Here is a 14,138-nt window from a genome sequence, read left to right on the forward strand (position 1 = left end):
ACATGAAAGTTATTCAATTATCATATCCTCAACAAATCACAACAGATGAAGTTGCAGGTGCATATTCTCTTGCTTTAGGTTTCTTTGATGGTGTTCATAGGGGGCATCAAGCAGTAATCAATACTGCAAAAAAAACAGCGGAACAAACGAATACGAAATTAGCTGTTATGACATTCGATCCGCATCCATCCATCGTGCTTGGACAAAGTAAAGAAAAGGTGTTTTACATTACACCATTGAAACAGAAAATTGCAATTCTTGAAAGATTAGGCGTAGATACTTTATTCGTTGTCCGATTCACTTCAGATTTCGCACAACTTTCACCGGCAGATTTTATTCAACTTTTTGTAAAAGGTTTAGGCGTTAAACACGTTACTGCCGGATTTGATTATACTTTCGGCAAAAAAGGACAAGGAAATATGGAGATTATGCCTACACTATGTGGTGAAGGTATTTCTGTAGAAGTTGTGGATAAACAACTTGAAGAGTCCGACAAAATTAGCTCAACGAGAATTCGTCAACTACTTTTAAAAGGTGATATGGAAAATGTTCACCAATTACTAGGCAGACCTTATCGCACACCTGGCGTCGTCGTTCATGGTGATAAAAGAGGTCGTACGATTGGATTCCCAACTGCAAATGTCCAATCTGCGGATGGAAGTTTCATCCCTGCAAATGGCGTCTATGTAGTAAAAATTCGCGTTCAAAATGAATGGTTTGTTGGCGTCTGTAATATTGGCTATAAACCAACATTTAAAAACCCGGATGAGAAGAATTTATCGATCGAAGTTCATATCGTAGACTTTGACAAAAATATTTACGGTGAAGAAGTAGAAATCGATTGGTATAAATGGGTAAGAGCAGAGCAGAAATTCAATGGAATTGACGAATTAGTTGCTCAATTAGGGAAAGATAAACAAGCTTCAATCGAATTTTTCGCTTAAAAAATAATACGGAAATGGAATACATTTCTAAGCATCATTTTATTCATGGAAGTTTCATAATCAAATGGCACTTTAGGTTGCAACGCCTTGCTGTTTATGTTAATATTTCATAAGTGACTTGATAAAAGCACGGAACCTTTACTTGGTGTTTCGATTCTCCAACGAACGACTCAGTAAGAGGGGATATTTTATAATTTGGGAGGTGTATTCAAGATGGCATTAACACAAGAACGCAAAAACGAAATCATCGCTGAATACCGCACACATGAAAGTGATACTGGTTCTCCAGAAGTACAAATCGCTGTATTAACTGAAGATATCAACAGCTTAAATGAGCACTTACGTACTCATAAAAAAGATCATCACTCTCGTCGCGGTTTATTCAAAATGGTAGGACGTCGTCGTAACTTATTAAAATACTTACGCGAAAACGATGTTCAACGTTACCGTGACCTTATTACTAAACTCGGCTTACGTCGATAAAATGCAACTTGGAAAAGCGGGCTCGGCCCGCTTTTTCTTTATGTAAAAGATATTTTAAATAATCACACGCCCATCCCAAATATGAAAAATTGCTAATCAAGTATGAAATGTTTCGCAATAAATATCCATTTTTGATAAACTAGCAAGTGATTACATAAATAAAATAAATGGCAATATGGTTTTTGAGAGAGGAGTTCAATCAATGAACGAAAAAAAGGTATATAGCTATGAGTGGGCTGGAAAACCCCTAGTTGTAGAGGTAGGACAATTCGCTAAACAAGCTAACGGTGCTGTAATGGTACGCTACGGCGATACTGCTGTACTTGTAAGTGCAACAGCGTCAAGAAAGCCAAAACAAACAGATTTCTTCCCACTTACAGTGAACTATGAAGAAAAAATGTATGCTGCAGGTAAAATTCCTGGAGGATTCATCAAACGTGAAGGTCGCCCTTCTGAAAGAGCGATTTTAACATCTCGTTTAATTGACCGTCCAATTCGCCCATTATTCCCAGATGGTTTCCGTAATGAAGTACAAGTAATCTCAATGGTAATGTCGAATGATCCGGATTGTAGTTCAGAAATGGCTGCAATGCTTGGTTCTTCATTAGCATTAATGGTTTCAGATATTCCATTTGACGGACCAATCGCTGGTGTAACAATCGGTATGATCAATGACGAATTCATCGTGAACCCAACTGTTGAACAATTAAAAGAATCTTTAATTGACTTAACTGTTGCTGGAACAAAAGATGCAATTAACATGGTTGAAGCTGGCGCTCTTGAAGTACCAGAAGAAAAAATGTTAGAAGCGATCGTATTCGGTCACGAAGAAATCAAAAAAGTAATTGCATTCCAAGAACAAATTGCTGCTGAATGCGGTAAAGAAAAAATGGAAGTACAATTACAACAAATTAATCAAGAGCTTTACGCTGAAATTAAAGCAGCTCACGAACCTGAAATGAATGCGGCAATCCAAACGCATGAGAAACACGCGCGTGACGTAGCAATCGAAGCAGTAAAAGCAATCGTAATTGCAGAATACGAAACAAAATTAGTAGATGCAGCTGATGCTGATGTTACGATGAAAGAAGTAGGCGAAATTTTAGAGAAAATGGTTAAAGATGAAGTTCGTCGTTTAATCACTGAAGATAAAGTACGTCCTGATGGTCGTAAACTAGACGAAATCCGTCCTTTATCATCTGAAACAAGCTTATTACCTCGTGCGCATGGTTCTGGTTTATTCACTCGTGGACAAACTCAAGCACTTTCAATTTGTACTTTAGGTTCATTAAGTGATGTTCAAATCATTGATGGTCTTGGAATCGAAGAAAACAAGCGCTTCATGCATCACTATAACTTCCCACAATTCTCTGTAGGTGAAACTGGTCCGATTCGTGGCCCAGGTCGTCGTGAAATTGGTCATGGTGCTTTAGGAGAACGTGCATTATCAGCTGTAATTCCAGATGAAGCTGACTTCCCTTACACAATCCGTTGTGTATCTGAAGTATTAGAATCTAACGGTTCTACTTCTCAAGCTTCAATTTGTGGATCTACATTAGCTATGATGGACGCGGGTGTTCCATTAAAAGCTCCAGTAGCAGGTATTGCTATGGGTCTAATCAAACAAGGTGAACATTATTCAATCCTTACAGATATTCAAGGTATGGAAGATCACCTAGGCGATATGGACTTTAAAGTAGCCGGTACTGCAAAAGGTGTAACTGCACTACAAATGGATATTAAAATTGATGGACTTTCACGTGAAATTTTAGACGAAGCATTAACTCAAGCGAAACACGGTCGTATGATTATCCTTGAATCTATGCTTGCTACAATTAACACACCACGTGAACAGTTATCAGCTTATGCTCCAAAAATTAAATCAATCCATATTAAACCTGAAAAAATCCGCGACGTAATCGGACCGGGTGGTAAACAAATCAATAAAATTATTGATGAAACAGGTGTTAAAATTGATACAGAGCAAGACGGAACAATCTTCATCTCATCTGTTGATGAAGCTATGATCCAACGCGCTCAAGAAATTATCGAAAGCATCGTTCGTGAAGCTAAAGTAGGCGAGTACTACTTAGGTAAAGTTAAACGTATCGAAAAATTCGGCGCATTCGTAGAAATCTTCCCTGGTAAAGATGGTTTGCTACACATCTCTGAAATCCAAGAAGAGCGCACGAAGAACGTTGAAGATGTATTAAAATTAGATGATGAATTACTAGTGAAATGTATTGAAATTGATCGTCAAAACCGCGTGAACCTTTCACGTAAAATCGTTGTTCAAGAAGAAAGTGAAAAAGCTAAGTCTGAGTAATCAGTAAAGCTTTCACAGTTGCCTAACTTTCCATACGCCCAATGAGCGAATCCTTTCAACCATTAGGCTTACGGATTGTAGGCAACTTTTTTTATTGTGTAAATGTTTGGAGGAGAAGTCATGTTTGAAAAATATACATGTAAAAATGGTTTAAGAATCGTATCAGAAAAAATGCCGCATATTCGCTCTGTATCTTTCGGTATTTGTGTGAATGTCGGATCAAGATATGAAACACCTGAAGAAAATGGACTTACGCACTTTATTGAGCATATGTTTTTTAAAGGAACTGAAAAAAGAACGGCAAAACAAATTGCTGAAGACTTTGACCGACTAGGTGCACAAACGAATGCTTTCACAGCAAAAGATCAAACATGTTACTATGTTGTCGCGTTAGATCAGCAAATTCGCTCATCAATTGATGTTTTAGCGGATATGTTTTTCCACTCGGTGTTTGATCCAGAAGAAATGGAAAAAGAGAAACAAGTTATTTTTGAAGAGATGGCAATGACGGAGGATACACCAGATGATGATGTAGATGAACGTTTATGGGCAGCGATGTTCCCGAACCATCCGATTGGTGCGCCAATTCTAGGTACGGAAGATACTTTGAATTCATTCACACAACAGCAAGTGAAGGAATTTATCCGTACACATTATACGCCTGATCAAATCGTCTTAACGGTGGCAGGTAATTTTGATGAATCATTAATCGAATATATTGAAAATGTATTTGATCAATTTGATGATCGTGAAAGTCGCGGAATCGTAACTTTCGAAGAACCTGTATTCCATGCTCAAACAACGACGAAGAAAAGCCAAGTAGAGCAAGCACATTTAGTCATTGGCTATCCTGGTTTGAAAGTGAATGACGAACAAATTGTACCGTATTTAGTAATGAATAATATTTTTGGGGATTCGATGTCATCTCGACTATTCCAAAAAGTACGTGAAGAAAAAGCATTAGCGTATACGGTGTATTCATACTACTCAGCATATAGTGATGTTGGTGCGTTTATGATTTATGGTGGAACATCAACGAAGCAACGCCAATTGATGGAAGATACTATTTTTGAGGTCATAGAAGATTTCAAAGAAAATGGTATTACTGCCGAAGAATTAGTTTCAGCAAAAAGCCAATTAGAAAGCAGCTTATTATTAGGTTTAGAAACTTCATATGATTATATGATGCGAAATGCTAAAAATGAGATTCTTTATGGTCGCGATTTAACGATTGAAGAAACATTAGAACAATTGAATAAAGTGACAATTGAAGAGGTGAATGAACAAATCAAAATTATCTTTCATCATGACTTTGCGAAATCAATTATTAGTAACGACGTGTAAAACGGAGCAAATTGCTTCGTTTTTTCTTATTTTTATACATTGTCTAACCCTATAGAAAACGCTTACATACCAACGCTTCATAACTCGAAAATGAAGTAATATGTATGAATTAAGACAATAATAGATTTAATATACTAAATAATTGAATTATTATACACAATTCATTTTTACTATGGTACAATTACGCAATATATAGATTTTGAAATAGGGAGAGATGTTTGAAATGGCTAAACAATTAACAGTAGCTGTTGTTGGAGCTACAGGTGCAGTTGGAACAACAATGATGGAGCAACTTGCTAAACGTAAGTTTCCAGTAGGGAAATTAAAACTACTTGCATCAAAACGCTCAGCAGGTAATGAATTAGAGTTTGCTGGTCAAACATACACAATCGAAGAAGCGACACCAGAAGCTTTTAAAGGTGTTGATGTTGCATTATTCAGTGCTGGAGGTTCAGTATCTCTTGCATTAGCTCCAGAAGCGGCTAAACGTGGCGCTGTTGTTATTGATAATACAAGCGCATATCGTATGGACCCGGAAGTTCCGCTTGTCGTTCCAGAAGTGAACCGAGCAGATATCCAGAAACATAAGGGGATCATTGCGAACCCGAACTGCTCAACAATTCAAATGGTGGCAGCAATTGAACCAATTCGCCAATCATTCGGATTAAAAAATGTCATTGTTTCTACATACCAAGCTGTTTCGGGTTCTGGTGTAGCGGCAATCGATGAGCTTCGTGATCAAAGTATCGCATGGGAACAAGGTAAAAATGTAGAAGCGAATGTACTTCCCGTCAAGAGTGACAAAAAACATTTCCCAATCGCAAGAAATGTACTACCGCAAATCGACGTTTTCACAGAAAATGGCTTTACATACGAAGAAATGAAAATGATTAATGAAACGAAGAAAATTCTTCATATGGCTGATTTACCGGTAGCAGCAACTTGTGTACGTGTTCCTGTCGTGTCAGGTCACTCAGAATCACTTTATATCGAAGTGGAGCAAGCGGGCGTGACAGTAGAGCAATTACGTGAAGTGTTAGCGAAAGCTCCAGGGATTGTCGTTCAAGACGATATCACTAACCAACAATATCCGATGCCTTTATTTGCTGAAGGTGAGAATGAGGTATTCGTTGGACGCATTCGTAAAGATTTATCGAATGACCGCGGTTTCCACCTATGGGTAGTAGCGGATAATTTATTAAAAGGTGCAGCATTAAACTCAATTCAAATTGCAGAAACAATGGTTGAAGACGGATTATTATAAAATAAAATACACTAAGGGGTTGTATTCTTTATGAATCTTGGAAATATTGGAACAGCGATGGTTACACCATTTACGAAAGATGGGGCTATGGTTGACTACAAACATTTAGCAGGTATGATTGAACATTTAATTTCTAACGGCACAGATACAATAGTAGTTTTAGGAACGACGGGGGAAGTACCTACATTATCTACTGAAGAAAAGTTAGACGTATTAAAATATACAGTCGATCAAGTAAACGGCCGAGTACCAGTTATTGCAGGTGTTGGTGATAACGAAACCTACTACTCAAAAATTATGGCTCAAAAAGCTGAAGTTGCGGGTGTAGATGGCGTAATGTTAGTTGCTCCATACTATAATAAACCAAATCAACGCGGGATTTATGCTCACTTTGTTGATATCGCTCAATCAGTTACAGTTCCCGTAATGCTTTATAATATTCCGGGACGTACCGGCATTAATATCGCACCTGAGACAGTAGCAGCATTAAGTAAAGTTCCAAATATCCAAATTATTAAAGAAGCGAGTGGCGATTTAGATCAAATGTCTGAGATTCTTGCATCTACAGATGATGATTTCACGGTGTATAGTGGTGATGATGGTTTAACACTTCCACTATTAGCAGTTGGTGGTCATGGCGTCATTTCAGTGGCCGCACATGTTGTTGGCAATGATATGCAACGAATGATTACTTTATTCAAAGAAGGCAAGCATGCAGAAGCGGCAAAAATTCACCAAGCATTGCTACCGTTAATTCGCGCATTATTTGCTCAACCAAGTCCGGCACCAGTGAAATACGCACTTTCAAAACTAGGACTGTGTAACGATAATGTTCGTTTACCAATCGTCGACTTATCAGCAGATGAGAAAGTAGCATTTGATGAAGTATGGGATCATTACTTCCAACTTCAAAAAACTTTTGCATAATTAACGTAACTGTCTTCATCTAAATGGGTGAAGGCAGTTATTTTTCGTTCTAAATCGATCGAATTGTTTCTTTTCGACAACTGGACAGAAGATCAACTGATGCCATTCTTATTCATTATTTCTGAAAGTTGAAAACATGCATTTTTTCGGCTTCATCTATTAAGAACATCTTTTTTGAATAATAATGGTTGTAAAATATATGAAGCCTTGTATAATTAGACGGAATATAAAAAGTAATAATTAATTCATGAAGAATTGTAAACAAAATACACAGAACGTCCATTTCTTAATTGTGAAAAATGGTTGCAACGCTTATAATAAATGTAAGTGGTTGCTGAACGGGATTATTTAGGAGGAAAAGAAGTGGCTAAAACTAAAAATGAAGTGATCCGCGTCATTCCATTGGGTGGCGTGAGTGAAGTCGGTAAAGCAATGTATGTTGTAGAAATCGACGAAGAATTATTTGTAGTAGATAGTGGATTAATGTTCCCAGAGGACGATATGTTAGGAATCGATTATGTTATTCCTGATATTTCATTCCTAGTGGAAAATAAAGAACGCGTAAAAGGTATTTTCTTAACGCACGGACATGAGGATGCAATTGGTTCAATCGCTTACTTATTAAACAAAGTGAATGCACCGGTTTATGGCTCAAAATTAACGATTGCTCTTGCAAAAGAACATCTTAAAGACAAGCCTGCACCGCATCAAGTGAAGTTTTTCGAAGTTACAAACAAAAGTCGCATGAATTTCAAAAAGACTTATGTTACGTTCTTCCACACTACACACAGTATTCCTGATTCATTAGGAATTGCATTCCATACATCAGAAGGTGCGATTGTACACACTGGTGAGTTCAAATTTGATCAGTCTGCACAAGGTAAATACCGTCCAGATATTTCAAAAATGGCTCAACTTGGAGAAGAAGGCGTATTTATTTTAATGTCTGATTCAACGGAAGCAGAACGCCCAGGCTATACTGTTTCAGAATCTGTTATTAAAGATCGTCTTGAAAAAACATTCCATAAAGCAGAAGGTAGAATCTTAGTAGCTTGCTACGCATCTAACTTCAGTCGTATCCAACAAATTTTTGATCAAACTGTAGCACTTGGCAAAAAAGTAGCTGTCGTTGGCAAAAGTTTAGAAAATGTCTTTGAAGTAGGTATGCGCTTAGGTTACCTATCAATTGATCCAGAATTTGTAGTACCAGTGAGCAAAATGAATGACTATGACGACAAAGAAATCGTTGCAATTATTACGGGTAATCAAGGCGAACCACTAGAAGGTTTAGAAAAAATCATCCGCAAGCATCATCGCGATATCCGTTTAAAAACAACTGATACTGTTTTAATTACATTTACACCATCACCAGGTATGGAAGTTCAAATTTCTGAAACGATGAACACATTAGCGAAAATGGGCGTAAAAGTTCTTGCAGCTGATAAAAAAGTCCATGTTTCAGGACACGGCGCTCAAGAAGATCTTAAATTAATGTTAAATCTTATGAGACCTAAATTCTTTATTCCAATCCAAGGTGAATATAGAATGTTAATTTCTCACTCTAAATTAGCGCAAGAAGTTGGTCTACGCAAAAACCAAATTTTCATCGCTGATAAAGGTGATATTGTTGAATACAAAAACGGCAAAATGCGTATGGCCGGTCGTGTAAACGCTGGTAACGTACTAATCGACGGAATTGGCGTAGGCGATGTTGGTAATATCGTATTACGTGACCGTAAACTATTAAGTCAAGATGGTATTTTCATCGTTGTCGTTACAATCAATAAAAAATCGAAACAAATTGCTTCAGGTCCAGAAATTCTTTCAAGAGGTTTCGTATACGTACGTGAATCGGAAGAATTAATGGATGAATCTGCTAAACTAGTTCGTGGCGTAGTAGAGAAGTATGTAAATAAAGGTTCTTACGAATGGACTGCGATTAAACAAGAAATTCGTGATACACTTAACAGTTATTTATTCCAAAAAACGAAGCGTCGCCCAATGATTATCCCAATTATTATGGAATACTAGGGTTTAGGCTGCAGAAAAGGATTTCCACGCCAAATTAGGTAGGAAATCCTTTTTTGTCTTATAATAGAGAGAGAGAAAGAGGTGGAGAAATGGCAACGTCTAAAAGTACGACTCGGAAGACACCGGCTAAAAAAACAACACCAATTAAGCGCAAGACGACAACAGCTAGCAAAAGAAAGCCAAGCACGGCTAACAAAAAACCGTTGTCGCCACTTGTATATGAAATTATCGGATTAGTATTAATCGCTATTTCGATATTCACTTTCTTTAAATTGGGTGTAGTTGGTGAGATGTTACAAGCAGCGATGAAGTTTTTATTCGGTAGTTGGTATGTAGTTGTACCATTCATGATGACTGCATATGCATTATATATGATGATTGCTCGTGCATTGCCAGAATTTAAAAACCGTTTTGTATGGGGATTCGGCACATTACTAATGAGTGTTACATTGTTCAGCCATATTGCATTATTCAAATCGAATATGAATCCAGAACAATCGATTCTAGGCCAAACATGGAAAATTCTCGTTACAGAACGAGCGCTATTTGATTCAACATTATCAACTGGTGGTGGATTTGTCGGGGGAATAGCCTTTTCCATTACACATATTTTATTTGATACAATCGGATCTTATATAGTGGCATGGTTAACACTTTTTGTCGCATTTATCCTCATTACGGGTCGCGCATTAGTGCCGTATATTACACAGCAATGGCCAGTTTGGAAAGAATCAATTGCCACTCGCAGAAAAGAAGTGCGAGAAGCGAGACAATATAGAGCAGCCGTTAAAAAACAGCTAGCAGAAGAAAAGCCTAAAAAAGAAAAAGCAGCACCTAAAAAATCGAAACTGACTGTTATTACGAATGAAGTAGAAGATCTTTCGGAAATCGTTGATGAAGTAGTTGTTGAAGAACCGCGAAAAGAACCGAAGATTTCAGCATTTACTCAAAATATTGAACCAGTAAAAGAGGAAGAAGTACAACCACCAACGGAAGAAGAATTGTTGGAAGAAGAAATTCCAGAAGAATTAATCGTAGCAGCTGGTGAAGAAATAATTCAGAATGAACGATACACTTTACCGAATATGAATTTATTGGAGCTTCCGAAAACGACGGACCAAAGCGGTGAATTTGCGATTATCCAAGAAAATGCACAAAAATTAGAGCAGACATTCCAATCATTCGGTGTAAAAGCGACTGTGACGGAGGTTCATTTAGGCCCTGCTGTGACAGAATATGAAGTACTGCCAGATCGTGGTGTAAAAGTGAGTAAAATTGTCAATTTACAAGATGATTTAGCATTAGCGTTAGCCGCAAAGGATATTCGAATTGAAGCACCGATTCCAGGGAAATCTGCTGTCGGTATTGAAGTGCCGAATAAGGAAGTTGCCATCGTAGGTTTACGTGAAGTACTTGAATCAAAAGAAAATAATAAACCAGATGCCAAATTATTAATTGGTTTAGGCCGAGATATTTCTGGCGAAGCAAAACTCGCTCAATTGAACAAAATGCCTCATTTATTAGTGGCAGGTTCGACAGGCAGTGGTAAATCAGTCTGTATTAACGGTATTATCGTCAGTATTTTGATGCGAGCAAAACCACATGAAGTGAAATTAATGATGATCGATCCGAAAATGGTTGAGCTAAATGTGTATAATGGAATCCCTCATTTGCTTGCTCCAGTAGTGACAGATGCAAGAAAAGCTTCACAAGCATTGAAAAAAGTTGTATCAGAGATGGAACGTAGGTATGATTTGTTCTCACATACGGGTACAAGAAATATAGAAGGGTATAATAATCATGTCGATCGTTATAATAAAGAAAATAATGAGAAGCATCCTTACTTACCTTTCATTGTAGTAATTGTTGATGAATTAGCTGATTTAATGATGGTTGCTTCAAATGATGTGGAAGATTCGATCACGAGACTGGCTCAAATGGCTCGTGCGGCAGGAATTCACTTAATTATTGCCACGCAACGTCCGAGTGTTGATGTTATCACGGGTGTAATCAAAGCGAATATCCCTTCTCGAATCGCCTTTGCGGTATCGTCATCAATCGACTCTAGAACAATTCTAGATATGGGTGGGGCAGAAAGATTACTAGGTAGAGGGGATATGTTATTCTTGCCTGCTGGTGAATCAAAACCTGTTCGTGTACAAGGTGCGTTCGTTTCAGATGAAGAAGTTGAAGAAATCGTGAATTACGTTATTGGACAACAAAAGGCACAATATCAAGAAGAAATGATTCCTAGTGAAGAAGAAGATGTCACGGAGATTGAAGATTTAGATGAGCTGTACTCACAAGCGGTCGATTTAGTAATAGAAAGCGACACAGCAAGTGTTTCTTTCTTACAAAGAAAGCTGAAAGTTGGCTATGCAAGAGCTGCTCGAATCATGGATCAAATGGAAGAGCGGGGGGTAGTTGGTCCCGCGGAAAAGAGCAAACCAAGACAGGTTTTACATGACCGATACTAGTACAGTTTGAAACAGTACCTGTTCTAGTTGTATGGTATTTTTGATAGATTATTCAGATTTTTCATATCGACTGTTTCGAGCGAAAATGTTACTCGAAGTAAGGAAAATCAGTAGCAGCAATAATAACAAAAAATAGTAAAAAAACTGACGCAGGTATGAAAAAATATACATCTGTGGCAAAAAACTAGTAAGAGAAAGACAGTGTTCGATAAAAATTCACTGTTTTAAAACAGATTTTTTTGAAATCTATTTATTTAATCGTTCAAAAATGTTATAGTATTGACTGATTAGCAGGAATGTTTTACGTCTGATGTCTGATGTCTAATTGGTGGTGATTTGAATGACTATTAAATCAGATCATCGTCATTTGTATCTACAAGTGATTGATCACTTGAAGGCTGATATTGATAATGGAATTTTTAAGGAAAACGAGAAATTACCATCAGAATTTGAGCTTTCAAAATCACTTGGAGTCAGTCGTGCAACACTCCGTGAAGCATTGAGACTGTTGGAAGAAGAAAATATCATTGTTCGTCGACACGGAGTTGGTACGTTCGTCAATCCGAAACCAGTATTTACATCTGGTATTGAACAATTAACGAGTATCGCCTCAATGATTAAAGAAGCTGGTATGATTCCTGGAACTGTTTACTTAAGTTCCACGAAGACCATTTCGAATGAAGAAGATATTAAACGCTTTCAATGCGATGAAGGTGATTGTATATTAACGATTAAGCGCGTTCGTACTGCGAATGATGAGCCTGTCGTTTATTGTGTGGATCAAGTTCCGAGCATGCATATGCCTCGTGATTATGAGAAGCGTCAAGATTCTTCGATTTTTTCTGCATTAGAAGAAACGGGGGACATACATGTAGCCTACGCGGTTACATATATTAATCCCGTTGGATATCATCCAGAGGTATCCGCAATTTTGAAAAGCGAGCAAGATGTTTCGTTGCTCCTGTTAACGCAGTTACATTACGATGATAACGATCGTGTTGTACTGTACTCTAAAAACTACTTTAGAGCTGACAAGTTCAGTTTCCATGTAGTTAGAAAACGCGTGTAACATCAACTATTCGTTCCTGCTATCGAAACAAAAATACAACTAATTACTTTTTGGGAGGACTCCAAAATGAAAAAGCGTAACTTAGGTTTAGCATTATCAGCTGTTTTAGCTTCAGGTACTTTATTAGCTGCTTGTGGTTCAGACGATGCAAAGAAAGATGATAAAAAAGGCGATAAAGACGCATTCTCAGTTGCAATGGTAACTGATACTGGCGGGATCGACGATAAATCATTTAACCAATCTACTTGGGAAGGTATCCAAGCGTTTGGTAAAGAAAACGGCATGACTAAAGGTAACGGTGGTTTCGATTACCTACAATCTAAACAAGATTCAGACTTCACTACTAACATCAACAACTTAGTTCGTCGTGATTTCGATCTAGTATTCGCTGTAGGTTTCAAATTACACGATTCAGTTGAACAAGTTGCTAAACAACAAAAAGATGCTAAATTAGCGATCATTGATGAAGTTGTTGAAGGTCACGATAACGTAACTTCAATTATGTTCAAAGCGAACGAAGCTTCATTCCTTGCAGGTGTTGCTGCTGCTCTAGAATCTAAAACTGATAAAGTTGGATTCATCGGTGGTATGGAAGGCGCTGTAATCGGCGGATTCCAAGCTGGTTTCGAAGCAGGTGTTAAAGCTGCTAACCCTAAAGTAAAAGTTGACGTTCAATATGCAGGTTCATTCGGTGATGCTGCTAAAGGTCAAACAATCGCTAAGCGTATGTATGATTCTGGCGCAGATATTATCTTCCACGCAGCAGGCGGAACAGGTAATGGTCTATTCACAGAAGCTAAAGAACGTAAGAAAAAAGATGCTAAAGCAGACGTATGGGCAATCGGTGTTGACCGTGACCAATATGACGAAGGTAAAGTTGGCGATACTAATATCGTAATGACTTCTGTATTGAAACGCGTTGATATCGCCGCTAAAGATGTTTCTAAATTAACTAAAGATGGCAAATTCCCAGGTGGTAAAACAATCACTTACGGTCTTAAAGACAACGGTGTTGATTTAGCTGACTCTCATGGTGCGATTTCTGAAAAAACTATGAAAAAAGTTGAAGAGTTCAAAGCGAAAATTGTTAGCGGCGACGTTAAAGTTCCAGAACTTCCAGCTAAAAAATAGTATAAACTACTATATATAATTCATCATGGAGGGTTTCTCCTCCATGATGTTTTTAACTTAAAAAATTAATAGAAGTAAAAATACTTCTAATGTGTATTTTTACTTGTGTTAATTTTTTTAACCATTGTTAATTTATTTATTA

The 14,138-nt window shown here is 37.5% G+C and carries 10 protein-coding genes; all 10 read left to right on the forward strand.

The features are described 5' to 3' along the window. Window positions 1-2: 2 nt before the first annotated feature. The 10 genes from DF281_RS05560 (at window position 3) to DF281_RS05605 (ending at window position 13,996) form a co-directional block, all read left to right on the forward strand. Window positions 3-944 carry a bifunctional riboflavin kinase/FAD synthetase gene (locus DF281_RS05560; protein WP_109349262.1) on the forward strand — a complete coding sequence of 314 codons (942 nt, stop codon included), beginning with the start codon at window positions 3-5 and terminating at the stop codon, window positions 942-944. Window positions 945-1,157: 213 nt separating this feature from the next. Then, window positions 1,158-1,427 (forward strand): 30S ribosomal protein S15, encoded by a 270-nt coding sequence (gene rpsO, locus DF281_RS05565; RefSeq protein WP_109349263.1) that lies wholly within the window; start codon window positions 1,158-1,160, stop codon window positions 1,425-1,427. Between the two features lie 202 nt (window positions 1,428-1,629). After that, window positions 1,630-3,753: a polyribonucleotide nucleotidyltransferase gene (pnp, locus tag DF281_RS05570; protein ID WP_109349264.1), complete on the forward strand. Its 2,124-nt coding sequence runs from the start codon at window positions 1,630-1,632 to the stop codon at window positions 3,751-3,753. Window positions 3,754-3,873: 120 nt separating this feature from the next. Then, entirely contained in the window at window positions 3,874-5,097 is a 1,224-nt protein-coding gene (locus DF281_RS05575; protein WP_109349265.1) for a M16 family metallopeptidase, read from the forward strand. 223 nt (window positions 5,098-5,320) lie between these two features. After that, window positions 5,321-6,361 carry an aspartate-semialdehyde dehydrogenase gene (locus tag DF281_RS05580; RefSeq protein WP_109349266.1) on the forward strand — a complete coding sequence of 347 codons (1,041 nt, stop codon included), beginning with the start codon at window positions 5,321-5,323 and terminating at the stop codon, window positions 6,359-6,361. Between the two features lie 30 nt (window positions 6,362-6,391). Continuing rightward, window positions 6,392-7,288, forward strand: coding sequence for a 4-hydroxy-tetrahydrodipicolinate synthase (gene dapA, locus DF281_RS05585; RefSeq protein ID WP_109349267.1), 897 nt, complete (start codon window positions 6,392-6,394; stop codon window positions 7,286-7,288). 363 nt (window positions 7,289-7,651) lie between these two features. Beyond that, window positions 7,652-9,319, forward strand: a complete 1,668-nt coding sequence (locus DF281_RS05590; RefSeq protein WP_109349268.1) for a ribonuclease J — start codon at window positions 7,652-7,654, stop codon at window positions 9,317-9,319. Window positions 9,320-9,408: 89 nt separating this feature from the next. After that, window positions 9,409-11,796: an FtsK/SpoIIIE family DNA translocase gene (locus tag DF281_RS05595; RefSeq protein WP_109349269.1), complete on the forward strand. Its 2,388-nt coding sequence runs from the start codon at window positions 9,409-9,411 to the stop codon at window positions 11,794-11,796. Window positions 11,797-12,136: 340 nt separating this feature from the next. Further along, window positions 12,137-12,865 (forward strand): GntR family transcriptional regulator, encoded by a 729-nt coding sequence (locus DF281_RS05600; RefSeq protein WP_109349270.1) that lies wholly within the window; start codon window positions 12,137-12,139, stop codon window positions 12,863-12,865. A gap of 66 nt (window positions 12,866-12,931) precedes the next feature. Then, a complete protein-coding gene (locus tag DF281_RS05605; protein WP_109349271.1) occupies window positions 12,932-13,996 on the forward strand; it encodes a BMP family lipoprotein in 1,065 nt (354 codons plus the stop codon). Window positions 13,997-14,138: the final 142 nt, after the last annotated feature.

It is taken from the genome of Kurthia zopfii, assembly GCF_003143955.1.
Classification (GTDB): Bacteria; Bacillota; Bacilli; order Bacillales_A; family Planococcaceae; genus Kurthia; species Kurthia zopfii.

Coding starts and splice junctions, on each gene's coding strand:
- DF281_RS05560 (WP_109349262.1), top strand. CDS start 3: ATGAAAGTTATTCAATTATCATATCCTCAACAAATCACAACAGATGAA.
- rpsO (WP_109349263.1), top strand. CDS start 1,158: ATGGCATTAACACAAGAACGCAAAAACGAAATCATCGCTGAATACCGC.
- pnp (WP_109349264.1), top strand. CDS start 1,630: ATGAACGAAAAAAAGGTATATAGCTATGAGTGGGCTGGAAAACCCCTA.
- DF281_RS05575 (WP_109349265.1), top strand. CDS start 3,874: ATGTTTGAAAAATATACATGTAAAAATGGTTTAAGAATCGTATCAGAA.
- DF281_RS05580 (WP_109349266.1), top strand. CDS start 5,321: ATGGCTAAACAATTAACAGTAGCTGTTGTTGGAGCTACAGGTGCAGTT.
- dapA (WP_109349267.1), top strand. CDS start 6,392: ATGAATCTTGGAAATATTGGAACAGCGATGGTTACACCATTTACGAAA.
- DF281_RS05595 (WP_109349269.1), top strand. CDS start 9,409: ATGGCAACGTCTAAAAGTACGACTCGGAAGACACCGGCTAAAAAAACA.
- DF281_RS05600 (WP_109349270.1), top strand. CDS start 12,137: ATGACTATTAAATCAGATCATCGTCATTTGTATCTACAAGTGATTGAT.
- DF281_RS05605 (WP_109349271.1), top strand. CDS start 12,932: ATGAAAAAGCGTAACTTAGGTTTAGCATTATCAGCTGTTTTAGCTTCA.